General features: G+C 68.8%; 23 protein-coding genes and 1 pseudogene. 14 read left to right on the top strand and 10 right to left on the bottom strand.

Annotated elements, in window-relative coordinates; translation table 11 throughout:
- Positions 1 to 28 precede the first annotated feature (28 nt).
- Both K3M35_RS04050 and K3M35_RS04045 read right to left on the bottom strand, forming a co-directional pair.
- Positions 29 to 550, bottom strand: a complete 522-nt coding sequence (locus K3M35_RS04050; RefSeq protein WP_024103444.1) for a DUF1003 domain-containing protein — start codon at positions 548 to 550, stop codon at positions 29 to 31.
- Positions 543 to 1,817, bottom strand: a complete 1,275-nt coding sequence (locus K3M35_RS04045) for a magnesium transporter MgtE N-terminal domain-containing protein (protein ID WP_064060622.1) — start codon at positions 1,815 to 1,817, stop codon at positions 543 to 545. The genes K3M35_RS04050 and K3M35_RS04045 overlap by 8 nt, the downstream gene beginning before the upstream one ends.
- A 58-nt stretch (positions 1,818 to 1,875) precedes the next feature.
- Here K3M35_RS04045 and K3M35_RS04040 point away from each other — a divergent pair, with 58 nt between their 5' ends.
- The 3 genes from K3M35_RS04040 to K3M35_RS04030 all read left to right on the top strand — a co-directional run bounded on the left by K3M35_RS04040 (position 1,876) and on the right by K3M35_RS04030 (position 4,393).
- Complete coding sequence (locus tag K3M35_RS04040; protein WP_064060621.1) at positions 1,876 to 2,835, top strand: CoA ester lyase; 960 nt, start codon at positions 1,876 to 1,878, stop codon at positions 2,833 to 2,835.
- A gap of 121 nt (positions 2,836 to 2,956) precedes the next feature.
- On the top strand, positions 2,957 to 3,442 hold the full coding sequence (locus K3M35_RS04035) for a general stress protein (RefSeq protein WP_006554299.1): 486 nt from the start codon (positions 2,957 to 2,959) through the stop codon (positions 3,440 to 3,442).
- A gap of 72 nt (positions 3,443 to 3,514) precedes the next feature.
- Positions 3,515 to 4,393, top strand: coding sequence for a hypothetical protein (locus tag K3M35_RS04030; protein WP_006554300.1), 879 nt, complete (start codon positions 3,515 to 3,517; stop codon positions 4,391 to 4,393).
- A gap of 4 nt (positions 4,394 to 4,397) precedes the next feature.
- On the opposite strand, the gene K3M35_RS04025 is transcribed toward K3M35_RS04030, so the two are convergent.
- Positions 4,398 to 4,838, bottom strand: a complete 441-nt coding sequence (locus K3M35_RS04025) for a protein-tyrosine phosphatase family protein (RefSeq protein ID WP_019288067.1) — start codon at positions 4,836 to 4,838, stop codon at positions 4,398 to 4,400.
- An 87-nt stretch (positions 4,839 to 4,925) separates the two neighbouring features.
- Here K3M35_RS04025 and K3M35_RS04020 point away from each other — a divergent pair, with 87 nt between their 5' ends.
- The 5 genes from K3M35_RS04020 (at position 4,926) to K3M35_RS04000 (ending at position 10,577) form a co-directional block, all read left to right on the top strand.
- Positions 4,926 to 6,155, top strand: a complete 1,230-nt coding sequence (locus tag K3M35_RS04020) for a GNAT family N-acetyltransferase (RefSeq protein ID WP_006554302.1) — start codon at positions 4,926 to 4,928, stop codon at positions 6,153 to 6,155.
- A gap of 114 nt (positions 6,156 to 6,269) precedes the next feature.
- Positions 6,270 to 7,628 carry an ABC transporter substrate-binding protein gene (locus tag K3M35_RS04015; protein ID WP_064060620.1) on the top strand — a complete coding sequence of 453 codons (1,359 nt, stop codon included), beginning with the start codon at positions 6,270 to 6,272 and terminating at the stop codon, positions 7,626 to 7,628.
- A gap of 65 nt (positions 7,629 to 7,693) precedes the next feature.
- Positions 7,694 to 8,575 (top strand): carbohydrate ABC transporter permease, encoded by an 882-nt coding sequence (locus tag K3M35_RS04010; RefSeq protein ID WP_138845484.1) that lies wholly within the window; start codon positions 7,694 to 7,696, stop codon positions 8,573 to 8,575.
- Complete coding sequence (locus tag K3M35_RS04005) at positions 8,575 to 9,405, top strand: carbohydrate ABC transporter permease (protein ID WP_006554305.1); 831 nt, start codon at positions 8,575 to 8,577, stop codon at positions 9,403 to 9,405. The genes K3M35_RS04010 and K3M35_RS04005 overlap by 1 nt, the downstream gene beginning before the upstream one ends.
- Before the next feature lie 5 nt (positions 9,406 to 9,410).
- On the top strand, positions 9,411 to 10,577 hold the full coding sequence (locus K3M35_RS04000; RefSeq protein WP_024103451.1) for an ABC transporter ATP-binding protein: 1,167 nt from the start codon (positions 9,411 to 9,413) through the stop codon (positions 10,575 to 10,577).
- Between the two features lie 56 nt (positions 10,578 to 10,633).
- Here K3M35_RS04000 and K3M35_RS03995 read toward each other — a convergent pair whose 3' ends face one another.
- The gene (locus K3M35_RS03995) at positions 10,634 to 11,479 is read right to left on the bottom strand and encodes a hypothetical protein (RefSeq protein WP_006554307.1); all 846 of its coding nucleotides are present in this window, start codon (positions 11,477 to 11,479) and stop codon (positions 10,634 to 10,636) included.
- A 74-nt stretch (positions 11,480 to 11,553) separates the two neighbouring features.
- Here K3M35_RS03995 and K3M35_RS03990 point away from each other — a divergent pair, with 74 nt between their 5' ends.
- Complete coding sequence (locus K3M35_RS03990) at positions 11,554 to 12,144, top strand: suppressor of fused domain protein (RefSeq protein ID WP_024103453.1); 591 nt, start codon at positions 11,554 to 11,556, stop codon at positions 12,142 to 12,144.
- 52 nt (positions 12,145 to 12,196) lie between these two features.
- Here the strand turns inward: K3M35_RS03990 and K3M35_RS03985 are convergent, their stop codons facing one another.
- On the bottom strand, positions 12,197 to 14,005 hold the full coding sequence (locus K3M35_RS03985) for a hypothetical protein (protein WP_006554309.1): 1,809 nt from the start codon (positions 14,003 to 14,005) through the stop codon (positions 12,197 to 12,199).
- The gene (locus K3M35_RS03980) at positions 14,002 to 15,039 is read right to left on the bottom strand and encodes a magnesium and cobalt transport protein CorA (RefSeq protein WP_220666022.1); all 1,038 of its coding nucleotides are present in this window, start codon (positions 15,037 to 15,039) and stop codon (positions 14,002 to 14,004) included. The genes K3M35_RS03985 and K3M35_RS03980 overlap by 4 nt, the downstream gene beginning before the upstream one ends.
- A 151-nt stretch (positions 15,040 to 15,190) precedes the next feature.
- Here K3M35_RS03980 and K3M35_RS03975 point away from each other — a divergent pair, with 151 nt between their 5' ends.
- The 4 genes from K3M35_RS03975 (at position 15,191) to K3M35_RS03960 (ending at position 19,215) form a co-directional block, all read left to right on the top strand.
- Complete coding sequence (locus tag K3M35_RS03975; RefSeq protein WP_220666021.1) at positions 15,191 to 16,045, top strand: PHP domain-containing protein; 855 nt, start codon at positions 15,191 to 15,193, stop codon at positions 16,043 to 16,045.
- Positions 16,042 to 16,464 carry a hypothetical protein gene (locus tag K3M35_RS03970; RefSeq protein ID WP_220666020.1) on the top strand — a complete coding sequence of 141 codons (423 nt, stop codon included), beginning with the start codon at positions 16,042 to 16,044 and terminating at the stop codon, positions 16,462 to 16,464. The genes K3M35_RS03975 and K3M35_RS03970 overlap by 4 nt, the downstream gene beginning before the upstream one ends.
- 468 nt (positions 16,465 to 16,932) lie before the next feature.
- Positions 16,933 to 18,126, top strand: a complete 1,194-nt coding sequence (locus K3M35_RS03965; protein WP_024103455.1) for an NADP-dependent malic enzyme — start codon at positions 16,933 to 16,935, stop codon at positions 18,124 to 18,126.
- Between the two features lie 132 nt (positions 18,127 to 18,258).
- A complete protein-coding gene (locus K3M35_RS03960) occupies positions 18,259 to 19,215 on the top strand; it encodes a glycine betaine ABC transporter substrate-binding protein (protein WP_220666019.1) in 957 nt (318 codons plus the stop codon).
- An 18-nt stretch (positions 19,216 to 19,233) separates the two neighbouring features.
- On the opposite strand, the gene K3M35_RS03955 is transcribed toward K3M35_RS03960, so the two are convergent.
- From K3M35_RS03955 to K3M35_RS03945, 3 genes are read right to left on the bottom strand one after another with little or no spacing between them, the layout of a single operon-like run.
- Positions 19,234 to 20,145: an alpha/beta hydrolase gene (locus K3M35_RS03955; RefSeq protein ID WP_006554316.1), complete on the bottom strand. Its 912-nt coding sequence runs from the start codon at positions 20,143 to 20,145 to the stop codon at positions 19,234 to 19,236.
- 8 nt (positions 20,146 to 20,153) lie between these two features.
- A complete protein-coding gene (locus tag K3M35_RS03950; RefSeq protein ID WP_019288078.1) occupies positions 20,154 to 20,981 on the bottom strand; it encodes an SDR family oxidoreductase in 828 nt (275 codons plus the stop codon).
- Positions 20,978 to 22,540, bottom strand: a complete 1,563-nt coding sequence (locus K3M35_RS03945; RefSeq protein ID WP_006554318.1) for an NAD(P)/FAD-dependent oxidoreductase — start codon at positions 22,538 to 22,540, stop codon at positions 20,978 to 20,980. The genes K3M35_RS03950 and K3M35_RS03945 overlap by 4 nt, the downstream gene beginning before the upstream one ends.
- 70 nt (positions 22,541 to 22,610) lie before the next feature.
- On the opposite strand from K3M35_RS03945, the gene K3M35_RS03940 reads away from it, so the two are divergent.
- Positions 22,611 to 23,306, top strand: coding sequence for a TetR/AcrR family transcriptional regulator (locus K3M35_RS03940; protein WP_033097304.1), 696 nt, complete (start codon positions 22,611 to 22,613; stop codon positions 23,304 to 23,306).
- Here K3M35_RS03940 and K3M35_RS03935 read toward each other — a convergent pair.
- Positions 23,263 to 24,835, bottom strand: a pseudogene (locus K3M35_RS03935) (pyruvate oxidase). The gene K3M35_RS03940 and the pseudogene K3M35_RS03935 sit on opposite strands and share 44 nt — an antisense overlap.
- Positions 24,836 to 24,839: the final 4 nt, after the last annotated feature.

Below are 24,839 nucleotides of genomic sequence, written 5' to 3'. Positions count from 1 at the left end.
GGCGTGCCGGACAACAGGACGGGGTCCCTCAGCGACGGGGCCCGCGGGTGCGCGGAGTGCCGGCGTCGTCCTCGTTCTCGTCGTCGATCAGCAGGGCGCGCAGATCGTCGAGTTCGCGACGCAGATAGTCGCGGGTCGCGACCTCACCCACCGCGAGTCGCAGAGCCGCGAGTTCGCGTGCCAGGAACTCGGTGTCGGCCTTGGTCTGCTCGGCGCGGGCGCGATCCTCCTCGAGAGACACGCGGTCGCGGTTCTCCTGCCGGTTCTGCGCCAGCAGGATCAACGGCGCCGCATAGGCGGCCTGCGTCGAGAAGGCCAGGTTGAGAAGGATGAAGGGATAGGGATCCCACTGCAGTCCGACCGCGGCGATGTTGAGGGCGATCCACACGATGACGACGATCGTCTGGATGGCGAGATAACGGCCCGTTCCGAGGAACCGGGCGATCGACTCGCTGACCCGGCCCACCGCCTCGGCGTCGAAGTTGAAGCGGAACCTCGACGCCTGTGGGGTCTCGAGGCGCGAGCGGCCCTGCGTGCTGCGGTCACTCATCCTCGATGTCCTCCTCGCGCCAGTCCTCCGGCAGCAGATGGTCGAGCACGTCGTCGACGCTCACCGCGCCGAGCAGGTGCCCCTCGTCGTCCACCACCGGACCGCAGACCAGGTTGTACGTCGCGAAGTACCGGGTGACGGTGGTCAGGGCGTCGTCGGGGGCCAGGCGCGGCAGGTCGTCGTCGACGACCCCTCCCACCAGGCTCGCAGGCGGTTCCCGGAGCAATCGTTGCAGATGGACACAGCCGAGGTACTTGCCGGTGGGCGTCGCGGTGGGCGGCCGCACGACGAAGACCATCGACGCCAGGGCGGGACTCAGATCCGGATTGCGGGCGCGGGCGAGCGCTTCGGCCACCGTGGTCGCCGGCGTCAGCACGACCGGCTCGGGGGTCATCAGACCACCGGCGGTGTCGGGGGAGTGCTCGAGCAGGCGGCGCACCGGCTCGGAGTCCTCGGGGTCCATGCGTTGCAGGAACGACTCGGCATCCGTCGCAGGCAGCTCACCGAGGAGGTCGGCGACGTCGTCGGGATCCATCGCCTCGAGCACCGCGACCGCCCGGTCGAGGCCGAGCTGGGTGAGCAGGTCGGTCTGGTCGTCGGAGGGCAGCTCCTGCACGATGTCGGCGAGGCGTTCGTCGTCGAGCGCCGCGGCGACCTCGGTGCGTCTCTTGATCGGCAGGTCGCGCAGGGCGTTCGCGACGTCCGGCGGGCGCATGTCCTCGAACTGCAGGAGCAACTGCGCGACACCCTGTCCGGGCATCGACAGTGTCTGCTGGGTGAGTCCGTGCACGTGCGGCCATTCCACGATGTGGATGGGGGAGCGGCGCGCGAGCCGGCCGCGATGGCGACGCACCGCCACGCGGGCGACGACCCAGTCGCGGGTGCGCATGAGCTCGAGCCCCAGATCCACCACGACGGCGTCGACACCCATCAGGTCCGGCAGCTCCGGGTCGTCGACGCGCACACGCGAATCGAGGACCTGACCGAGGGCGAGCACCTCCGAGGGTCGCTGCGTGAACCGGCGCAGACTGACGTTGCCGGTGACGAGGGTGACCGCGCCGGGTTCGATCGCGGTCACGCGCAGCATCGGGACGAAGATCCGCTTGCGGGTGGGCAGTTCGACGACGAGCCCCAGCGCACGAGGCGGCTGACGTCCCACTCGTATGGTCAGCACGACATCGCGGACGCGGCCGATGGACTCGCCGTCGGGGCCGAGAACGACCAGTCCGGCCAGCCGCGCGACGAAGACCTTGCTCACTGCTGCCATGATTGCCAGGCTAGAGCGTGCCCACGCTGTTCCCGGAACTCGGAGGTCTGGTCAGGTCATGTCGTTCTCGTTCAGGCCCCGAAGATCGGTACTCGCGGTTCCCGGCAGCAACCGGAAGATGATCGACAAGGCCAAGGGCCTTCCCGCTGACGAGATCTTCCTCGATCTCGAGGACGCGGTGTCGCCGCTGGCCAAGGAGCAGGCCCGCAGCACCATCGTCGAAGCTCTGAACGAGGACGGCTGGGGCGACCAGATCAAGGTCGTGCGCGTCAACGACTGGACCACGGACGCGACCTATCTCGACGTCGCGGCGGTCGTCGGTGGTGCCGGAGCGAATCTCGACGCGATCCTGCTGCCGAAGGTGCCCGACGCGAGCCACGTGAAGGCGCTCGACCTGCTCCTCACGCAGGTCGAGAAGGCCCACGGTCTCGAGGCGGGACGGATCGGTATCGAACCGCAGATCGAGAACGCCATCGGGTTGACGAACATCAACGAGATCGCGACGGCGAGCCCGCGCGTGCAGACACTCGTGTTCGGTCCGGCAGACTTCATGGCGAGCATCAACATGCGCACCCTCGTCGTCGGTGAGCAGCCCGAGGGTTACGACGTCGGCGACGCCTACCACCACATCCTCATGACGATCCTCATGGCCGCGCGTGCGCACGGGCTGCAGGCCATCGACGGTCCCTACCTCCAGATCCGCGACGTCGACGCCTTCCGCCGGTCGGCGCAGCGCACCGCCGCCCTGGGCTTCGACGGCAAGTGGGTGCTGCACCCGAGCCAGATCGACGCGGCCAACGAGGTCTTCAGCCCCCGGCAGGAGGACTACGACAAGGCCGAGATGATCCTCGACGCCTACGAGTGGCACACCTCGGCCGAGGGCGGCGCCCGCGGTGCCGCGATGCTCGGTGACGAGATGATCGACGAGGCGAGCCGGAAGATGGCCCTCGTGATCTCCGCGAAGGGCCGGGCCGCGGGGTTGCAGCGCACCCAGAAGTTCGAGCCGCCGGCCTCCTGACGGGAACGACCAGGGAAAAGAACATATCGGGCGAACCATCGCGGCGTGCCGGTCCCTGTCGAGGCAGAATGGAGACCGGCGCCGCGACCGTCGGCGTGCATCGCGAAGGAGCCGAAACGACATGACGAATCCCCTCGGACCCGGTCGCCAGGTACCCGGTCTGCCGACACCTCCCACGGGCTGGCCCGTCGGTTCGTACCCGACCTATGCCGAGGCGCAACGGGCGGTCGACCACCTGGCCGATCAGAACTTCTCCGTCGAGGACGTCACCATCGTCGGTGTCGATCTCATGCAGGTCGAACGGGTCACCGGTCGGCTCACGTGGCCGAAGGTGATCGGCGGCGGCATCGTCTCGGGCGCATGGCTCGGCGTGTTCTTCGGTCTCCTGCTCGGCATCTTCTCCACCGACTTCCTCGGCCCGCTGCTCGTCGGCCTCGTCGGCGGCATCATCTTCGGCCTCATCTCGGCGAGCATCCCGTACGCCGCGACCCGCGGTCAGCGCGACTTCTCGTCCACCATGCAGCTCGTCGCCGGCCGCTACGACGTGCTGTGCCAGCCGCCCACCGCCGAGAAGGCGCGCGACATCCTCGCCAAGCTCGCCATCTGATCGTCTCGCGGTCGCGCGTTCGCCGAGAACGGCACTCGTCGTGATCGGCCTCGCGCCACTACTGTCGATCCCATGCCCGACCTCGATTCGGTGGCCGATGCCCTCTACGGCCTCGACCCAGGAGACTTCGTGGCGGCCCGCTCCGAATTCGCGGCGCAGGCACGCGAAGCGGGCGACCGCGAGCTGACGGCGGCCATCGGCAGACTGCGCAAACCGACGGTCGCGGCCTGGATGGTCAACCTGCTCGCCCGCGAACGGGCCGACGAACTCGCGGCGTTGCTCGACATCGGATCCGCCCTGCGCACCGCGCAACGACGACTGTCCGGCAGCGAGATGCGGAAACTGTCGGAGCAGCGTCGCCGGGTGGTCGCCGCGCTCGAGCGCGACGCGGGTCGGCTCGCCGCCGACCGCGGCCGCACCGTCTCGGAGAGCGCACTGCGAGAGGTGGGGCGCACCCTCAACGCCGCGTTGTCGGATCCCGACATCGGGGAGCAGGTCCGGCAGGGCCGGCTCGACGCGATCGTCGAGTCCGACGGTTTCGGCGACCTGTCGGCGATGCCGCTCACCGTCGTCCGCGGAGGGTCGGAGGAGGACGACGAGGACGACCGGACGGCAGCGGGCAAGTCTGCACGCAAGAGCAAGGGCGAGCGCGAACCCACGGAGCGTGAGAAGGCGGACCAGGCGGCTCGCGAGGCGGAGATCGACGAGGCCGCTGCCGCTCTCGACTCGGCGCACAACGCGGCCGAGGAAGCGCGCGAAGCCGCGTCGGCGGCAGAGCAGGAGCTGGCCCGTCACGAGGAGGAGGTCGCCGAGCTGCGGGCGAAGCTCGAACACGCAGAGCAGCAACGCACCTTCGCGCGCCGCGCCGCCGCCGAGGCGAAGAAGCGGGTGGTCGCCGCCGAACGTGCCGTCTCGGCCGCCGAGGTCGACCTCGCCCGGACGAAGAACTGAGCTGTCAGGAATGCGCCTTCGCGTGCGCGACGAATTTGCGCTGCCAGGGCGTCTCGACCGCGCGCGGATGGTAGTGCCGCCGAACGAAGTCGACCGCCTCCTCCGGGGAGAGCCCGTCGAGGACGGCGAGGCACGCCAGTGCGGTGCCGGTGCGGCCGCGTCCACGCCCGCACGCGATCTCCACCCGCTGTCTTCCCGCGCGGATCCACGCCTCGTACAGGATGGCGAGAGCGTCCTCCGGGTCGCGTGGCGTGCGGAAGTCGGGCCAGTGGATCCACCGCGACTCCCATTCGAACGGTGCTGCCGGGGGGCGGCCGAGGAGATACACCCCGAAGTCGGGAAACGGCTCGCCGAACACCGGTCTGCGCATCCCGCGTCCCCGCACGAGTCGGCCGGAGGGCAGCTGCAGCACCCCGGTGTCTGCTGGATCCCACTCGCGTCGCACGCTGGAAACCTACCCGCCCGGAGCCGGTGTACCGAACGTCACGGCCGTTCACCCGCGGTGCAAGTTCGCGGTCGATAGTGTCGTTCCATGGGTGAGCGAACGGAACCGGAGATCAGAGTTCTGGAGTCGGAAGCCGAACTGCGGGAGGCGTCCGCGCTGTTCCGCACGGCGATGGTGGGTCTGCCCTCGTGGCCCGAGGTTCCCGACGGGACGGTGAGCCGCTACCTCGAGGCCGGCCGCACGTGGGGTGCTTTCCTCGACGGCATGCTCGTCGGGACAGTCGACGCCACGAGCGGAAATCTCACCCTGCCCGGCGGCGCCCGGGTGCCGCACGCGGCGGTCACCCACATCGGTGTGCTGCCCACCCACACGCGTCGCGGCGTGATCTCCGGACTCGTGCACCGGCAGTTGAGCGACGCGCGCGACCGCGGTGAGATCCTCGCGACGCTGCGTGCCTCCGAAGCGACCATCTACGGCCGGTTCGGCTACGGCGTCGCCTCGACTTCGGTGTCCGTCGACGTCGACGTGCGTGGTGCCGCACTGCGTCCCGACGTGCCCGAGTCCGGAGCGGTGCGTCTGCTGACCTATCCGGAGGCGTGGGACGTGCTGGCGCAGATCCATTCCCGTCATCTGCCGCCGCGCCCCGGCATGATCGATCGGTCGGAGTACTGGTGGAACTCGCGCCGGTGGCGGGCCGACTCGCTCACCGATCCGATGTACGTGGCGGTGCACGGCGAACCGGGACAGGAGGACGGTTTCGTCCGGTACCACCCCGTCGACACGCAGGGGTGGTTCACCAGTCGCAACCGCACCGTCGTGGTCGACGACTTCTTCGCCCCCTCGCCCGCGGCGTACGCCGGCCTGATCCGGTTCCTGCTCGACCTCGACCTGGTCGACACCTTGCGGTTCGCGGCACTTCCGCAGGACGACCAACTCCCGCTCATGCTCGGCGACGCGCGTGCCGTGCACTTCCGCTCGGTCTCGGACGAGACGTGGTTGCGCATCCTCGACCTCGATCGGGCGCTGTCGGCGCGGAGTTACCGAGGCTTCGGCTCGGTGACCGTGGAGGTGACCGATCCGGTGCTGACCGACAACGCCGGTGTCTTCGAGATCTCCGCCGACGGCGTGGCGCGCACCGCGGGACCGGCCGACCTGACGATCGACATCGCCGACCTCGGTGCGCTCCTGCTCGGCCGGCAGGGCTGGCACCGGATGGTCGACGCGGGGCGCGCCCGGGTGCACCGGCCCGAGGCCGTCGACACCGCTGACCTGCTGTTCTCCTGGCCCCAGGCACCCTTCTCGGGGACCTCCTTCTGACCTCGTCGTCGTGCCGATTCCGTTCCGGATGTACGCCCTGCTCGTTTTGCTACGGCTGGCCGGTACGGGCGTTATCGTCGGATCACGAGGTCCCCGATGCGAGCGGAGTCGCGCATGAGACGGTCGGGCAAGAGTCGGCGGACGAGCCGAGCGGTCACAGCTTCCGCGGCTGCTGTGCTCCTGGCGTCGGGGCTGGCCGCGTGCGGCAGCGACGACGAGGGTGTCGTCCTGTCCTTCTACACGGCCGCCGACGGTGCCGAGCAGTACGCGCAGGCCGCGGAGGTGTGCACCGCGGAGGCGGGCGGCCGATATCGCGTGCAGCAGAGGACACTTCCGAAGAACGCCGACGACCAGCGACTGCAGTTGGCGCGGCGGCTGACGGGTAACGACCCGGGGCTCGACCTCATGACCCTCGACGTCGTGTGGACGGCCGAGTTCGCCGAGGCCGGGTGGGCGCTGCCGCTGCCCGACGATGTTGCAGCTGCGGTCTCCGAGGGCACCCTCGAAGGTCCCCTCGAATCGGCGACCTGGCAGGACCGGCTGTACGCCGCACCGCTCAACACCAACACCCAGTTGCTCTGGTACCGAAAGGATCTCATGCCGGACGGGCAACCTCCGGAGACCTGGGACGAGATGATCGAGATTGCGAGCGGCCTCGCCGAGGAGGGCCGGCCGTCGTGGATCGGTGTGCAGGGCCGGCAGTACGAGGGGCTGATGGTGTGGTTCAACACCTTGCTCTCGAGCGCCGGAGGCTCGGTGGTGGGGGAGGACGGTGTCACCGTCACCCTCACCGACAACGACGCGGCGGTGACCGCGCTCGACATCATGAAGCGCGTTGCGACCGCGCCCGGCGCCGATCCCTCCCTGAACCAGGCCGACGAGGCGGCCGTCCGTCTCGGTATGGAGAGCGGGCGCACCGCGTTCCAGGTCAACTGGCCGTTCGTCCTGCCGGGCATCATGGAGAACGAGGGGGCCCTGCCCTTCATCGACGAGAACGGCAATGTCACCTCGGAGAACACCGGCAACACGGTCCTCACCGTCGACGGTGAGCAGAATTTCCTTCCCGCGCCGTACCCCTCGGTGACCCCCGGCGAGCCCGCCCAGGTCACCATCGGCGGGTTCAACATCGCCGTCGCCCGCACGAGTACCCACCCGGATCTCGCGTTCGAAGCGATGCAGTGCCTGCGCAACGAGGAGAACCAGCGCAACAACGCCATCGGTGGCGGCGTGCCGCCGACGCTCGCGGCGCTGTACGACGACCCCGATTTCCAGGAGGCCTATCCGGCCTGGCGTGAGGTCCGCGCCGGTCTCGAGAACGCCGCGGTGCGTCCCGCTTCACCGGCCTACCAGAGCATTTCGACACTGGTGACGGCCACCCTCAACCCGGTCGACCAGATCGATCCGCCCCGCACCGTCGAGGAACTCGCCGAGCAGGTGCGCAAGGCGGTCAATTCGGAAGGACTGATCCCGTGACCGCCGTCGAATCGACACCGACCGACGAGACCCCGAAGGAACCGTCGACGAAGACGAAAGCAGCGCTGTCCGAGGGGAAGAAGGCCGAACGGCGACTCGGTCTGCTGCTCGTCGCACCCGCCGCGATCGTGATGCTCGCCGTCACGGCCTATCCGGTGGGATACGCCGTCTGGCTCAGTCTGCAGCGTTACGATCTGCGCTTCCCCGACGAACGGCGCTTCGTCGGACTGTCGAACTATATCGCGGTGCTCAGCGACGGATTCTGGTGGCAGGCCTTCATCGTCACCTCGCTCGTCACCCTGGTCTCCGTCGCGATCGAGTTCGTGCTCGGCCTCGCGATCGCACTCGTCATGCACCGCACCATCGTCGGCAAGGGCATCGTGCGCACGGTGGTGCTGATCCCGTACGGCATCGTCACCGTCGCCGCCGCCTACAGCTGGTACTACGCGTGGACCCCGGGCACGGGCTATCTCGCGAACCTGCTGCCCGACGGCAGCGCCCCGCTCACCGACCAGATCCCGTCCCTGGCGATCATCGTGCTCGCCGAGGTGTGGAAGACCACGCCGTTCATGGCACTGCTGCTCCTCGCCGGCCTCGCACTCGTCCCCGACGATCTGCTCAAGGCGGCGCAGGTCGACGGCGCCGGAGCGTGGACACGTCTGGTGCGGATCATCGTGCCGCTGATGAAACCGGCGATCCTCGTCGCCCTGCTCTTCCGCACGCTCGACGCCTTCCGCATCTTCGACAACATCTACGTCCTCACCCGCGGTGCCAACGGCACCGGATCGGTGTCGATCCTCGGTTACGACAATCTGTTCCGGGCCTTCAACCTCGGCATCGGGTCGGCGATCAGCGTCCTGATCTTCCTGTGCGTCGCGATCATCGCGTTCGTGTTCATCAAGTTGTTCGGTGCATCCGCGCCCGGCTCGGACGAAGGGGGCCGATGATGGCCGAGACCAGGAAACGGACCCTGTCGTGGTCGGCGGTGAACCTGATCGTCCTGCTCTACGCACTCGTCCCGGTGCTGTGGATCGCGAGCCTGTCGTTCAAGCCGCCCGGCACCATCCAGGACGGCCGGTTCATCCCGCAGCAGTGGACGCTCGACAACTACCGCGGCATCTTCCGCACCGACGCGTTCACGAGCGCGCTGATCAACTCCATCGGCATCGGCCTGATCGCCACGGTCATCGCGGTGATCCTCGGGACGATGGCCGCCTACGCGATCGCCCGGCTCGACTTCCCCGGTAAGAAGATTCTGGTGGGCGTGGCGCTGCTCATCGCGATGTTCCCCCAGATCTCCCTCGTCAGCCCGCTGTTCGAGATCATGCGTGGCCTCGGACTGTTCGACACGTGGGCGGCGCTGATCCTGCCGTACATCACCTTCTCGCTACCGCTCGCGATCTACACCCTGTCGGCCTTCTTCAAGGAGATCCCGTGGGAACTCGAGAAGGCCGCGAAGATGGACGGCGCGACACCGGGTCAGGCGTTCCGGAAGGTCGTGGCCCCACTCGCCGCTCCCGGCATCATCACGGCGGCGATCCTGGTATTCATCTTCTGCTGGAACGACCTGCTGTTCGCGATCTCGCTGACCTCCACCGAGCGGTCCATCACCGCACCCGCCGCGATCGCGAACTTCACGGGTGCATCGCAGTTCGAGGAACCGACCGGCTCGATCGCGGCGGCGGCCGTCGTCATCACGATCCCGATCATCGTGTTCGTCCTGATCTTCCAACGTCGAATCGTCGCCGGACTGACCTCCGGCGCAGTGAAGGGATAACTACCGTGGCCGAGATCGTGCTCGACAAGGTGACGAAGGAATATCCGGACGGAGCGAAGGCCGTCAGCGACGTGGATCTCGAGATCGCCGACGGCGAGTTCATCATCCTCGTCGGCCCGTCCGGGTGCGGAAAATCCACGACGCTCAACATGATCGCCGGTCTCGAGGACATCTCCGACGGCGAGCTGCGCATCGCGGGTGAGCGTGTCAACGAGCGGGCACCGAAGGACCGCGACATCGCGATGGTCTTCCAGTCCTACGCGCTGTACCCGCACATGTCGGTGCGCGACAACATCGCGTTCCCGCTCACCCTCGCGAAGGTGTCCAAGGACGAGATCGCCCGCAAGGTCGACGAGGCGGCCCGGATCCTCGATCTCACACAGCATCTCGACCGCAAGCCCGCCAACCTGTCGGGCGGTCAGCGGCAACGCGTGGCCATGGGTCGTGCGATCGTGCGCAGCCCCAAGGCGTTCCTCATGGACGAGCCGCTGTCGAATCTCGACGCGAAGCTGCGCGTGCAGATGCGCACCGAGATCGCGCGCCTGCAGAAGCGTCTCGGGACCACGACGGTGTACGTCACGCACGACCAGACCGAGGCGATGACGCTCGGCGACCGCGTCGTCGTGATGCGCGGTGGGATCGTGCAGCAGGTCGGGGCGCCGCAGGAGTTGTACGACCATCCGCGGAACCTGTTCGTCGCCGGCTTCATCGGATCGCCGTCGATGAACTTCGTTCCGGGGCAGATCGAGAACGGTTCGATCCGCACCTCGTTCGGCGAGTTCCGGTTGCCCGACGAGCGGTGGGAGACCGTGCGTCGCAACAATCCGTCGCGCGAGGTGGTCGTCGGTATCCGTCCGGAGCACTTCGAGGACACCGACCTGCTCGACCCGACCCAACGGGAGACGGGCGTGACCTTCTCCGCCGAGGTCGACGTGCTCGAGTCGATGGGCTCCGACAAGTTCGCGTACTTCACGGCCGAGGGGCCGGGCGTGCACTCGAAGGACCTCGACGAACTCGCCGCCGACGCCGGCGCCGACATGTCGGCCGAATCGCTGGTCGCGCGATTGTCGGTGGAATCGCAGGCCACCAAGGGCGGGACCGTGCAGTTGTGGTTCGACAGGGCGAAGATCGCCTTGTTCGATCAGGAGACCGGCGCGAACGTCACCCTCTGACAAACCGGCTTCGGTGGATCCGACCCCGGAAAACGGGTCCGGATCCACCGAAGCCGTCAGCGGGGTGCGCGGCTACGGAGCTCGTCGACGATCTCCTCGCTCCACACGTGCCGCCGCACGAGCCGGTACCGCTCGCTCGCGATCCACAGATACACCTCGGCGTCGGTGCGTGAGCGCAACATCCCCGCTTCCCGGGCCATCGCGACGACGGGGACGAATTCCTCCTCGTACCAGCGCCGCGCGACCTCCTCGCGGGTGAGGTACTCGCCGAGATCCTGCATCAAGCGGAAACCCCACGCCTCGACGGCCTCGGCCAGTTCGGCGTATCCCCACGGGTCGGACACGCGGATCGTGTCCTGGGCCGCGCCGTGCAGGGGAACGCGGCCGAGAAACATCCTGAAGTGGTCCTTGCGCACGAGATCGGGACGGGCGGTGATGCCCTCCGCGGGCACCTTCGTGGTGATCTCGGTGACGTAGGCGTCGATGGTGCGGTCGCCCTGCGCGTAGGCGATGGACACACGGTGGTGCCCGTCCTGCACGAAATGCATCGGTCCCACCCGGTACACGGAGATCGGGGGCATGGCCTCGCCGCGCCGCCGCGCGGCCGCGATGCGTTCCCACCTGGCGCGCAGGCGTGCCGAGGTGGGGCGGAAACGGCGGTCGAAGTCGTCGGCACGGTCGACGCTGCCGACGATCGAGGCGACCTCGATGATCTGCAACCCGAGTCGCCGTTCACCGAGGCGTCCGAGGGCTGCGACGACGTCGTCGAAGGGCAGCACCGTGTTGACGTCGGCCGGTTCGCGGCGCAGCCATGCGATCAGCCGGGCGTACTCGGCGCGCCGGCGTTGCCGGGCGAAATCGTCGCCGGCATCGGAGACCGGAAAACCGGTGTCGCGAGCCACGCTTCGACGGTACCGCGCGGTGCACAGGTCCGGGTGTGAACCGCATGTGCGGGGACGGGGACTACATTGCAGGGGTGACCGACGCAGTTCTCGCCACCGTCCGCAGCCACCTCACCGAGCATCTGACCGTGCCGGGGGATCCGGAGCCGGAATCGGCGTCGGTGACCTTCCTCGGTCTCGAACCGATCGAGGTCCTCCGCTTCCGTGGTGCAGAGCTCCTGCGGTACGCCACTCTGGGGTGCTCACGGCATCCGATGGGCGATCCGACCGACATGGTGGCCGACCCGACGCGCGGGCCGCGGGCCGAACTGGTCCTCAGCCTGCGCGACAACGAGGGCGTCACCGCCGGTGTCCACCGCACCCTCGCGGTGCTCGCTGCGCTGCCCGCCGTGGAGGGCGTGGTCCTCACCGACGACGCCCTGCTCGATCTCGGGGAGCCGCTGTGGCCGGGCGCTCCGTTCACCGCGGTGTTGCTCGAGACGGCCGACGTGCCGTCGCTGGAACTGCCCGAGCCCTCCGATCCGGTCCACTTCTTCGAGGCCCGCCCGATCACCGGTACCGAGGCGGCCTGGAAGCGGCTGAAGGGAACCGAGGCGCTGCGCGAGGCGTGGGAGGAAGCGGGCATCGACCTGAGCGACCCGCGCCGGGCGCAAGCACGTCTGTGACCGTCCCGGTTCTCACGGACCGCGCGCTCGGACGCGCCACGCTGGCCCGCCGTCACCCCCGCGGCACGACCACTCCGAGCGATCCGGCACCGAGGCACACGGTCGTGCCGGGGGTGGACGAGCGCGCCTGCAACGCCGACCCGTCCCCGGAGACGCGGACGTACACCGTCCCGAGTCCTTCGGTGACGGGGACCGGAACGGATGCGCGGCCGGGGAAGCCGAGGTCGATCGTGCCGTCGGCGGAGGCCCGGTAGTTCACCTGCACGGTCCACTCCCAGTCGCCCGCGGGGGAATCGAGCGGCACGGCCGTGACGGCGTCGGTGGTGACGCGATGGCCACAGTCGGGCTCGGGGCCGGGCGGGACGAGGCGCAGCGGCAGCAGGTCGGCAGGAGTGCGGTGACCGAGATCGTCGAGGACCCACAGGTCGGTCGCGTGGTCGCGGATGTCGGACCGGACGGGCAGCGCGGAGAAGACGGACCCCACCAGGTTGTGCGGGTAGGTGACGGGCAGCAGGATCCATACCGACACCGGGTGATCGAGCACGGGCTCGTCGGGCCGGGCCGTGAGCGCCGCCTTCGCCGCCCCGAGATAATCGCCCGTCGGATTGTCCGACCAGCTGCGCGCGAACGTCACGGTCGACCACAGGGAGCCGACGGTGAACACGGCCGCGCAGGTCCAGGCGGCCGCACGCACGGCACGAGGACGGGACGTCGTGCCTCGTCGCGGGGCGCGCAGGATCAGCGCCGCGGCGATCGCGACGACCACGGCGGAGTCGGCGAAGTAGCGCAGAGTGCGCGCGAGTTCGTAGGTGGTCTCCGGGCCGAAGCGGGTGCTGATCATCGCCGCGAGCGAGGCCAGGATGTAGGCGATCACAGCGAACCACACGGGCCCGGTCCGCCGTCGCCGGCGCACCGTCCACGCTGCGGCGCCCGCGACAGCGAGCCACGCGACCACGACGAGCACGAGCGGGGGATCGGCCCAGGGCGGGCTCGGATTCCACCGCTCCCATTCCCAGGGACCCCCGAGCAGCGACGGCAACAGCCCGTAGGAGATGCCGTGATGGGTCAACCCGGCCACCATCGACCACGGCGGGATCCCGAACCGGGATTCGACGATCGTCGAGTAACAGACCGCCCACACGACCAGCACGGCCGCCGAGCCGAGCCACAACGGCCGGGCCTGCGCCCACGTGCTGCGGATCGGCCGAACGAGTCCGTCGACGTGGTGTGCGAGGGCGACCGTCGCGAACGCGGCGAACGGAACGAGGACCGACTTCTCGAAGAACACCAGCGCCACAGCGGTGACGACGAGGGCGCTCACGATATGACGGCGCCGGCCGGTCCTGCTGTACTGCAGCGCATCTCCCGCCACCCAGGCCAGTGCGGCCTGCAGCGGCAACGCGTTGAGCGCGGCCGACCACCACGCGAAGGCCGGAAGCGTCAGCGGCGTGAGGAGATAGAACAGCAACGGTCCCCACAGAGCGCGTCGCGGGCCGAGCAGCAACCAGAGCACCCGCAGCACCGCCAGCGAGGCGAGCAACTGACCGATCACGAGCGAGGCCGCCGCCGGCCACCATTCCAGCGGCGCGATCGCCGTGGCGATCCCCGCCACGAGGAAGGCGGCGGGCATCAGGTGACCGTCGTGGTCATACCGCAGGAAGGCGTCGGACAGCAGCGGATACGACCCCGCGCGCCCGACGAGGATCAGGTCGTCCCAGTAGAACTCGCCGGTCGCGGCCACCACGGTCCGGAGGATCGTCTGCAGCAGGATCAGCGCGAGGGCGACGGCGAGCACGTGGCGCCGAGGAGATCGCGCAGCCTGCGCAGCGCGTGTCGAGGGGCGGTCGAGTTCGGTGGTCACAACCAGTTGTTGCGCCTGAAGGTGACGAACAGTCCCACGGTGATCGCGACGATCGCGGAGAGCACGACGTAATAGCCGTATTGCCAATGCAGTTCGGGCATGCGATCGAAGTTCATGCCGTAGATCCCGGCGATCATCGTCGGCACGGCGGCGATCGCGACCCACGCGGAGATCTTGCGCATGTCGGTGTTCTGCTGCACGGTGACCTTCGCGATCGCCGCGTCGAGCAGCGTGCCGAGCGTCTCGTCGAAGGCCGCGATGCGGTCGGACACCGTGGTGTGGTGGTCGGCGACGTCGCGGAAGTAGCGCCGGACGTCCTTCGGGATCGGGTTGCCCGGCGCCCGGATGAGTTGCTGCAGTGGTTCGGCGAGCGGCACGACGGCGCGGCGCAACTGCACGATCTCGCGCTTGAGCATGTAGATCTGGTCGACCGCGATCCGCGTGTCGGGGGTGAACACGAGTTCCTCGATGTCGTCGACGTCGGGTTGCACGGCCGTGGTGACGGCGAGATAGGAGTCGACCACGTGGTCGGCGATCGCGTGGAGCACGGCCGCCGGACCGCGGGACAGATGATCGGGGTCGCGTTCGAGGCGCTTGCGCACGTGCGAGAGCTCGGAGTGGTCGCCGTGCCGCACGCTCACGATGAAGTCGGGGCCGGTGAACAACATGATCTCGCCGGTCTCGACGATGTCCTTGGTGGTCGTCACCGACTCGTGCTCGATGTAACTGACGGTGCGCAGCACCAGGAACAGCACGTCGTCGTAGCGCTCGAGCTTCGGGCGCTGGTGGGCGTGGACGGCGTCCTCGACCATCAGCTCGTGGAGTCCGAAGGTGTGCGAGACGTTCGTCATCTGCTTCTCGTCGGGGTGGTGCAGCCCGAGCCACACGAATCCCGTACCGCGCCGACGTACCTCTGCCACCGCCTCGGTGTGGCTGTAGCGGCCGGGCAGGCGGTGCCCGTCGACGTAGACCGCGCAGTCGACCACCGCTTGCTCGGTGGGGACCGGGGGAGTGGGGCCGCGACGGGGGGGCACGAGAAGGCTGGTGCGGCATGTTGTCCTTCCTCACGGCATGCCGCTGGGACGCGGCCCGGTCGCAGGCCCGCGGCGCGGCGGTCGCCCGTCGACGGGGACCGGGCGGGGCAGCTCCAATCATGCTAGCCCGCCGACCTGACAGACTGGTGGCGTGCGTATCGATCTCCACACCCACTCGTCCGCATCGGACGGCACCGACCGTCCCGCGGAACTGGTCCGTGCCGCTGCCCGGGCGGGTCTCGACGTCGTGGCCCTGACCGACCACGACACGACCGCGGGATGGGACGAGGCCGCAGCGGCCCTGCCGACGGGCCTGCGTCTCGTCCGGGGAATGGAGATGTCCTGCACGGGACGCGGGGAGGACGGCGCCCCGGTCGCCGTGCACCTGCTGGCCTATCTGTTCGACCCGCACGATCCGGTCTTCGTCGCCGAACTCGAGCGGCTCCGTGGCGAACGGGTGTCGCGGATCCGGGCGATGGGTGTGCGGATGGCGGACGACGGTCTGCCGATCGACATCGACGCAGTGCTCGCCGAGGCGGGCCCCGCCGCGGGCCGGCCCCATCTGGCGCGGGCGCTCGTCGCCGCCGGTGTGGTGCCCACGGTGGCCGACGCATTCACCGAGCTGCTGTCGCCGCGCGGCCGTTACTACGTACCGAAGGCTGATACCCCGCTCGCCGACGCCGTGAAGATGGTGACGGCCGCGGGCGGTGTGCCGGTGGTGGCGCACGCCCGGGCACGTGCGCGTGGGCGGCTCCTCGCCCTCGACCACATCGAGGAACTCGCCGAACTCGGACTCGGCGGTGTCGAGGCCGATCATCCCGATCACGACGAGCAGGATGTGCGGACGATGCGCGATCTCGCGCGGTCGCTCGGGGTCGTCGTCACGGGATCGTCCGACTATCACGGCGACAACAAGACCATCAGGCTCGGCAGCTTCACCACGGCTCCGGCGGCGTACGAGGCGTTGCTCGACCGCGCGACCGGCGTGGAGGTGCTCGAGGGATGAGGCGACGGGGTGCGCGGTATCCGGACGAGGAGTACGGGTCGCCGAACGACGAAAACTACTACGACAGTGAGTACTACAACGAACCGTATTACCCGGACGAGGGGTGCTACGCCGATCCGTACGAACCCGCATCGCGCCGCGCGAGTCTGCCCGTCCGCGCCCTCCGCGCTCTCTCCGGTGTGGTGTGCGGGGCGGTGCTGGTCCTGACGTTCGTGGTGTGCGGGGCCCAGTACCTCGCCGGCGACCGCGGTTTCCCCGGCCCGGGCGCCACCTCGGTCGCCGCGCACGTCGTCGCCGCGCTCGTGGCCGTGATCGCCCAGGTGACGGCGGATCGACGCTCGGGTGGCACAGCACTCCTGTCCAGCCTTGTGGTGATCTTCACTGCATCGATTCTGATGATCACTCAGTGGTGGGGATGACGGCCCCGAGTGCCATCTCGGCTACCCGTCGGTAGCCATCGTGTAACTGCGGAAATTCATCGCGGTGCGCCCGCGGCGCGGTGTTCACGGCACGTAAACTCACAGGTGAGGCGACAAAACCGTGAGACCTTCGCAATCGATGCCGATTTGATTGTTCGTCTGCGAAGGTGGCAAACTTGCGGCAATCCGAAAGCCGGAATACCCCGGAATCGGACGAAGGATGGCAGACCCACCCAGGGCTAGATCACCCAGGGCTCGATGCCAGGGCCACCCGCCCCGGCTCCATCACGTTCCGGAAGCCGTACAGCGTTGTACAGCGGCAGTCGTGATCGCGCCCGGAAGCTTCAATCCAATGTCCTTGGCGAAGCGCTGCAACTCGATGCATGCACGTGTGTGAGATGCATTGAACTGCGGTGTTTCGCAGCAACCGAGTCCAGAGGTCGACTCGGAACACGCAGGAGTGTCATCGTGTCAATTGTGTCTGATGCACCTACCCCTCAGAAGCTCGAGTTGACGGACGAGGAGATCTTCTCGAGTCACGTCGACGGCAAGCTGTCGGTCGAACTGACCGCGCCGCTCGAGAACCAGCGCGATCTGTCCATTGCATACACCCCCGGTGTCGCCCAGGTCTGCCGGGCCATCGCCGCCGACGAGACCCTCGTCGACCGTTACACCTGGACCAACCGCCTGGTCGTCGTCGTCTCCGACGGCACCGCGGTCCTCGGTCTCGGCAACATCGGCGCACGTGCCTCGCTGCCGGTGATGGAGGGCAAGTCCGCGCTGTTCAAGAAGTTCGCGGGCCTGAACTCCATCCCGCTGGTGCTCGACACCACCGATCCCGACGCGATCGTCGAGACCCTCATCCGGCTGCGTCCGTCCTTCGGCGCCGTCAACCTCGAGGACATCTCGGCTCCGCGCTGCTTCGAGATCGAGAAGCGCGTCATCGAGGCGCTCGACTGCCCGGTCATGCACGACGACCAGCACGGCACCGCCATCGTCGCCCTGGCCGCCCTCAAGGGTGCGGTGAAGGTGCAGGGCCGCGACATCGCCGACCTGCGCATCGTGATCTCCGGCGCCGGAGCTGCCGGCGTGGCGTGCGCGAACATCCTGCTCGCCGCCGGTGCGCGCGATGTGGTGGTTCTCGATTCGAAGGGCATCATCTCCTCCGACCGCACCGATCTCGGTGAGATCAAGGCCGATCTGGCCTCCCGCACCAACCCGGAGGGCCGCAAGGGCGGCATCGCCGAGGCGCTCGACGGCGCCGACGTCTACCTCGGCGTGTCGTCGGGCACCGTGCCCGAGGAGATCGTCGCGACGATGGCCGACGACGCCATCATCTTCGCGATGTCGAACCCGGATCCGGAGATCCACCCCGACATCGCCCACAAGCACGCCGCGATCGTGGCGACCGGTCGCAGCGACTTCCCGAACCAGATCAACAACGTGCTGGCCTTCCCCGGTGTGTTCAAGGGCGCTCTCGACGCAGGTGCCCGCCGTATCACCGAGGGCATGAAGCTCGCCGCCGCCGAGGCCATCCTCTCGGTCGTCGGTGACGAACTGGCCGCGGACAAGATCGTCCCGAGCCCGCTCGATCCGCGCGTGGCGCCCGCCGTCGCCGAGGCCGTCGCGGCCGCGGCGAAGGCCGAAGGTGTCACCGACTAGGGATTCGCTCCCGGCGAGATCGCACCGAACGCCCCGATCCGAACCGCACAAGGGTTCCGGACCGGGGCGTTCGGCGCCTCGGCGGGCCGGACGGTCGGGCACGTGCGGACCGTGGCGCACCGGTGGGCGACAATGACCGCCGTGGCGAACGAAGCGAGACGGATCCGGCCGGTCGCGGCGACGGTGCTCACCGCATGCGCGGCGGCGGCCGTGCTCCAGGGGTGTGCGTCGCCCGTTCTCGACGAGGCGGCACCGTCGGCGACAGTGATCGTCGGGGCGGGGGAGCGGCCCGACGAGGAACTGCTCGCGCAGCTGTACGCGGGAGCGCTGCGCAGTAGCGGGATCGACGTGAAGGTCCGCTCCGACGTCGCCGATCCGGCCCCAGCGCTCGATGCCGCCGATCTCACACTGATGCCCGGCTACACGGGACGGCTGCTCGCGTCCTACGATCCCGGTGCCGACGCGACCGACGCCGAGGACGTCTTCGAAGCGCTGGCGCGCGCACTGCCCGACGAACTGACCATCTCCGATTACGCCTCGGCGCAGGACCGCGCGGTGCTGCTCGCCGACCGCGAACGGCTCACGCAATGGTCGGTGAGCCGCGTGGCCGACCTCGCCGGCCGCTGCGCCGACCTGACCTTCGCGGTGACCGAGGACTTCGACACCGCCGGTGGACTCACCGCCCTCGAACGTGCCGACTGCCGCCCGCGCGAGGTGCGACGGATCGAGGATGCACAGTCCGTCGCCGTCGCGTCGGAACCCGACACGGTCGTCGGAACCACCACGACGTCGTCCGCCCTCGCGGAGATCGACGCGGATTCGCCCGTGAGCACCGTGCCCGACGCACCCGACCGCAGCCCGCAGGACGACACGAACGCCGACGATGCGCCCGCCCCGGTCCTGCCGGCCCAGAACGTCGTCCCGGTCTTCCGCAAGGGCACCCTCGACGAGGCACAACTCGACGCGTTGCGGACCATCGCGGGTGAACTGACCACGAGCGATCTCACCGAACTGCGTGCGCGTGTCGAGGAGGGAGACGATCCCGAGACCGTGGCCCGCGAATGGATCGACGAACACGCCGGAGCGTGAACGGCACCCCGCGAGTACTCAGCCCGCGCGGGTGCCCATCCGGTCGCGGAGGAACACACCGAAGTCGGAGATCGCCGCGGCGGCCTCGGGAACGAGCGACGCCTGCAACGGCGCGACGTGCCACAGCTCGGGTTGTTCGACGAGGGTGACCTCGACGCCCGCCGCCCGGAGCTTCTCGGCGTACTGCCGCACCTGTGGGTGGAACATCTCCGCGGTGCCCACCTGGATGAGCGTCGGCGGCAGACCCGTGGGATCGGCGTGGATGGGCGCGTAACCGGGATCGGTGGGATCGCCTCCGGCGAGATACGCCTCGGCCGAGGAATACACCCAGCCCTTGTTCAGAACGACGTCGTTCACGTCGGGCAGGTCGCGGGCGGCCGGATCGGTCCACGGCGACAACAATCCGAGCGCCGGCGGGGTGATCCCGTGACGGTCGACGAGCCGGTGTGTGGTGGCCGCGGCGAGGCCACCGCCGGCCGAGTCGCCGGCGATCGCGATGCTCGACACCTCGAAGCCGTGCTCGCTGACGAGTTCGAGATAGGCCGCCTCGGCGTCGTTCAACGCCGCCGGATAGGGATGCTCGGGCGCGAGCCGGTAGTCGAGGACGTACACGGCCGCTCCGGACGCGGCGGCGAGATGCGCCGCGAGCGAGCGGTGCGTGGCGAGCGACCCGCCGGTGTACGCCCCGCCGTGCAGGTACAGGATCGCCGTGGTCCTCTCGGTGGCGCCCACCGTGATCCGCTCGGCGGGGCGTCCCGCCAGACCGATCGGGCGCACCACGGTGTCCTTCGGGAGGAACTGCAACGGCGCCGCGAGGTCGAGCAACCGGCGCTGCGTGGCGAACGACCAGCGCGGCGACAGCAGGGCGCGGAAGAGAGGACGCAGGGCGGTACGCGCCACCCGCGGTGACAGCTGCGGTGTCGGAGGCATGCCGCAGCCTATCCCCTCGGCACGACCCGGGAGGTCACGGTGGCGACGACACGCTGATAGGCCGGTCCGGCAACGCGGACGAAGGCGTCGAGCAGCTTCGCATCGGCGCCGATCAGTACACGCGCCTTGTTCTTCCGCACACCGGTGAGGATGGTCTTCGCCGCGTCCTCGGGGGTCGTGCGTGCGAGCTTGCGGTCGAAGAACTCCGCGAAGGTCGCCTGGTCGTCGCCGTCGGGGACGGCGGCGTTGCGCGCGATCGCGGTTTTGATACCACCGGGATGCACGCACGTGACCTGTACGGGATGCCGCGCGACGAGCATCTCCTGCCGCACCGCCTCGGTGAAGCCGCGCACGGCGAACTTCGCCGAGTTGTACGCCGCCTGACCCGGGATGCTCAGCAGACCGAACAGGCTCGAGACATTGATCAGGTGGCCGTCGCCCGACGCGATGAGATACGGCAGGAAAGCCTTGGTGCCGTTGACGACTCCCCAGAAATCGACGTCCATCACGCGCTCGATGTCCTTGAACTCGGTGCGCTCGAGGTCGCCGTGATAGGCGATGCCCGCGTTGTTGTACACCTGGTGGACCGCGCCGAAGTGGGCGGCGACCTGCTCGGCGTACTCGAGGACCTTCTCGCGCTGGGTGACGTCGAGATGGTCGGCCTTCACCTCGGCGCCGAGTTCCCGTGCGCGACGCGCGGTCTCCTCGAGCCCTGTGGTGTCGACATCCGAGATCGCCAGGCGGGCGCCTCGGGCCGCGAGGGCGAGGACGAGGGCCCGGCCGATCCCGGAACCCGCGCCCGTGACGACGACGACCCGGCCTGCGACATCACTCATCGAACTGCTGCCTCTCGGGACGTGCGCTCCTGCGCGGGACGGTCGGTGGCGACGGGGAGATCCGATTCGGCGACGCTACGGTACGCCTCGAGGTCGAATCTGCGGGTGATACGGCGGAATTCGAAGGTGAATCCCGGCCACAGCGTGGTGTTGTTGCCGTGCTTGTCGAGATACCAGCTCGCGCACCCGCCGTTGTTCCACACGCTCGACCGCATCGCGCGCTGCAGGTCGCGGTTGTACTCGTCCTGCACGTCCTCGCGGACCTCGACCGTGCCGATGCGGTTGCGATCGATCGTGCGAATGGCGTCGACGACGTATTCGAGCTGCGACTCGATCATGTACACCATCGAGGTGTGGCCGAGTCCGGTGTTCGGTCCGACGAGGAAGAACAGGTTCGGGAAGCCGGCGACCGAGCTGCCCTTGTACCCCCGCATGCCGGTCTCGTCGAAGACCTCGGCGAGCGAACGGCCTTCCTCGCCGAAGATGCCGGCGAAGGTCGGCGAGTCGGTGACGTGGAAGCCCGTCGCGACGACGATCGCGTCGACCTCGCGTTCGGTGCCGTCCTTCGTGACGATGCCGCGCGGGGTGACGCGGGCGATGCCGTCGGTGACGAGGTCGACGTTCGGCCGGTCGAGCGCGGGGTAATAGTTGTTCGAGATCAGCATGCGCTTGCAGCCGATACCGTAGTTCGGCGTGACCTTCCGGCGCAGTTCCTTGTCGCGGATCTGCCGCCGGACCTGGATGCGCGCGGCGAGCTCGAGCGGCTTCATGAAGGCCTGCGCCTTGGCCAGACCCACGACCTGCGTCTCGCGGGCGGTGTACTGCAGGGCGCGTGAAAGGCGCTGGAAGCCGGGGATGAACCGGAAGGCGAACCGCTCGGGAGCGGTGTACTCGCGGTCGAAGCGGGGGAGGATCCACGGTGCCGTGCGCTGGTAGACGTCGAGATGGCCCACGGTGCCGGCGATGGCCGGCACGATCTGGATGGCGGAGGCGCCGGTGCCGATGACCGCGACGCGCTTGCCGGCGAGGTCGGCGTCGTGGTTCCACCGTGCCGAGTGGAAGATCTCGCCCTCGAAACCGGAGATGCCCTCGATGTCGGGCAGCGATGGCTCGCACAGGGCGCCCACCGCGGAGATCACGACCTTGGCGCTGTACTTCCCGCGCGTGGTGGCCACGTCCCAGCGGTGCGTCGCGGTGTTCCAGCGGGCCGTCTGCACGTCGCACTCGAAGACAGTGCGTCGCCGCACGTCGTACCGGTCGGCGACCGAGCGGATGTACTCCTGGATCTCCGGCTGCGGCGAGAACGAGCGCGTCCAGCCGGGGTTGAGGGCGAACGAGTAGGAGTACAGGTTCGACGGCACGTCGCACGCCGCGCCGGGGTAGGTGTTGTCGCGCCAGGTGCCGCCCACCTCGGAGGCGCGTTCGAGCACGAGGAAGTCCTTGCCCGCCTGCGACAGTCGGATGGCCGCACCGAGCCCGGCGAACCCGCTGCCGATGATCAGCGTGTCGACCTGACGGATCTCCGCGTCGGCGACGGTATCTGTAACCGGAAGACTCATGTACTCGAGGTTAGAGCGTTCCAGTGACCTGGTCAACACTTGTTGACCATAATTCAATAACGGTGTTTGCATAGTGGACGTGACAGACGACAGTCCCGGACCCCGCCGGACCCGCCTCGGTCCCGCCCAACGCCGGGCCCAGCTGATCGAACAGGGTCTCGAACTGCTCGCCGACCGGCCCCTCGAGCAGATCTCCGTCGACGAGGTCGCCGACCGGGCCGGGGTCTCGAAGGGGCTGCTGTTCCACTACTTCGCCTCGAAGCACGACTACCACGTCGAACTCGTGCGATGCGTCGGCCAGGATCTCGTCGAGTACACCGCACCGGACGAAGGTCTCGAACCGATCGAGATGCTGCGCGGCACGCTCGTCGCGTACGTCGACTACGTCACCCGGCGCCGCGACATGTACGTCTCGATCCTGCGCGGCGCCACCAGCGGCGACCCCGACATGCGGGCGGCCTTCGAGGACACCCGCACAGCGCTCGTCGACCGGACCGTCGCGCACCTGCCCGCCATCGGGATCGAGCCGACGCCCGCCGTGCGGCTCGCCGTGCGCGGCTGGGTGGCCTTCGTCGAGGACACGACCATCGCGTGGCTACGCGATCCCGAACTCACCCGCGACGAGTTCGTCGAACTGGCCATAGCGGCGCTGTCCGGCGTTGCGCTGGCGGCACATTCGCTCCACTCATCGGCTGGTGACGCTGCTCCGGCCGGTGGGTTTCTCAGCGATCGTTTCCGGGAAGGTACTCCTGCAGCTTCGTCTTGACGCCCTGTTTCACGAAGCCCCAACGGTTCTCGTCACCGGCGAGCACGGCCTTGGCGACATCGGTGAACTGCTCCCACGTCGCGTGCGGCGGGATCGGCGGCATGTCCGGATCGGTGTACACGTCGAGCACCGTCGGACGGTCCGCGGCCAGCGCGCGATCCCAGGCCGAGCCCATCTCGTCCGAGGACTTCACGGTTTCGCCGCCCAGCCCGAGACTGCGCGCGAAGGCAGCGTAGTCGACGTCCGGAAGCGACTGGGACTCCGCGAATTTCGGTGCCCCACCCATCGCACGCATCTCCCAGGTGACCTGGTTGAGATCGTTGTTGTGGATGATCGCGACGACGAGCCGCGGATCGGTCCACTGCTGCCAGTACCGCTGGATGGTGATCAGCTCGGCCATGCCGTTCATCTGCATCGCCCCGTCGCCGGCGAACGCGACCACCGGACGACCCGGATGCGCGAACTTCGCGCCGATCCCGTACGGCACCGCCGGACCCATCGTCGCGAGGGTGCCCGACAGCGAACCGCGCATGTCACCGCGGAACTGCAATTGGCGCGCATACCAATTGGCGGCCGAACCCGAGTCGGCGGTGACGATCGCATCGTCCGGCAGTCGTGGTGAGGCCTCGGCGAACATCCGCAGCGGATTGACGAACTCCGTCTCGACCTCCGCCTGCTGTCCCATGGTCTGCCACCAGCGCTGCACGTTCTGCTCGATGCCCTCACGCCATGACCGGTCCTCCTTGCGCTGCAGCAGCGGGACGAGCGCGTCGAGCGTGGCGGCGGCATCCGCGACGAGGTTGACCTCGTTCGGATAGCGCATCCCGATCATGTTCGGGTCGATGTCGATCTGCACGCAGCGGGCCTGGCCGTATTCGGGCAGGAACTGGCTGTAGGGGAGGGACGAACCGACGATGAGCAGCGTGTCGCAGCCGGTCATCATCTCGTGGGTGGGCCGCGTGCCCAGCAACCCGATCGATCCGGTGACCCACGGCAACTCGTCCGACAGCACGTCCTTGCCCAGCAGGGCTTTCGCCACCCCGGCGCCGAGCAGATCCGCGACCTGCTCGAGTTGCGCCCGCGCACCGCGGGCGCCGCTGCCGACGAGCATCGCTACCTTGTCCCCAGCGTTGAGGATCTCCGCGGCCCGCCGGATCGCGTCGTCGTCCGGTGTGATCCGGGGACGGTCGAAGCCGACCGCCCATCGCTGAACGGTCGGTCTGGCCCACGATCGCCACCACCGGAACGTGGTCGAGTTTCGCGTCGTACAGGCCGTTGAGCAGATGGATCGCGCCCGGGCCGGAGGTCGCCATGCACACCCCGGGCCGGCCCGTGAACTTCGCATAGCCCACGGCTTCGAAGGCGCTCATCTCCTCGTGCCGGGACTGCACGAAGACCGGATCGTTGCCGGTGCGCGTCCAGGCGGCGAGGATCCCGTTGATGCCGTCGCCGGGATATCCGAAGACGTGGTCCACCCCCCACGCGCGCAGGCGGTGCAACAGGTAGTCGGCCACGGTCGGATTTGCCATCGGT

It is taken from the genome of Rhodococcus sp. DMU2021, from assembly GCF_019641445.1.
GTDB lineage: Bacteria > Actinomycetota > Actinomycetes > Mycobacteriales > Mycobacteriaceae > Rhodococcus > Rhodococcus pyridinivorans.
Note: the sequence above shows the minus strand (reverse complement) of the source record. Positions and strands in the feature narration are given on the sequence as shown.

Excerpts from the sequence above, each read along its gene's own strand:
- K3M35_RS04030 (WP_006554300.1), top strand. The coding sequence starts at position 3,515 with ATGCCCGACCTCGATTCGGTGGCCGATGCCCTCTACGGCCTCGACCCA.
- K3M35_RS04035 (WP_006554299.1), top strand. The coding sequence starts at position 2,957 with ATGACGAATCCCCTCGGACCCGGTCGCCAGGTACCCGGTCTGCCGACA.
- K3M35_RS04050 (WP_024103444.1), bottom strand. The coding sequence starts at position 550 with ATGAGTGACCGCAGCACGCAGGGCCGCTCGCGCCTCGAGACCCCACAG.
- K3M35_RS03955 (WP_006554316.1), bottom strand. The coding sequence starts at position 20,145 with ATGCCTCCGACACCGCAGCTGTCACCGCGGGTGGCGCGTACCGCCCTG.
- K3M35_RS03960 (WP_220666019.1), top strand. The coding sequence starts at position 18,259 with ATGACCGCCGTGGCGAACGAAGCGAGACGGATCCGGCCGGTCGCGGCG.
- K3M35_RS03945 (WP_006554318.1), bottom strand. The coding sequence starts at position 22,540 with ATGAGTCTTCCGGTTACAGATACCGTCGCCGACGCGGAGATCCGTCAG.
- K3M35_RS04015 (WP_064060620.1), top strand. The coding sequence starts at position 6,270 with ATGAGACGGTCGGGCAAGAGTCGGCGGACGAGCCGAGCGGTCACAGCT.
- K3M35_RS04045 (WP_064060622.1), bottom strand. The coding sequence starts at position 1,817 with ATGGCAGCAGTGAGCAAGGTCTTCGTCGCGCGGCTGGCCGGACTGGTC.
- K3M35_RS04040 (WP_064060621.1), top strand. The coding sequence starts at position 1,876 with ATGTCGTTCTCGTTCAGGCCCCGAAGATCGGTACTCGCGGTTCCCGGC.
- K3M35_RS04005 (WP_006554305.1), top strand. The coding sequence starts at position 8,575 with ATGGCCGAGACCAGGAAACGGACCCTGTCGTGGTCGGCGGTGAACCTG.
- K3M35_RS03970 (WP_220666020.1), top strand. The coding sequence starts at position 16,042 with ATGAGGCGACGGGGTGCGCGGTATCCGGACGAGGAGTACGGGTCGCCG.
- K3M35_RS03950 (WP_019288078.1), bottom strand. The coding sequence starts at position 20,981 with ATGAGTGATGTCGCAGGCCGGGTCGTCGTCGTCACGGGCGCGGGTTCC.
- K3M35_RS04020 (WP_006554302.1), top strand. The coding sequence starts at position 4,926 with ATGGGTGAGCGAACGGAACCGGAGATCAGAGTTCTGGAGTCGGAAGCC.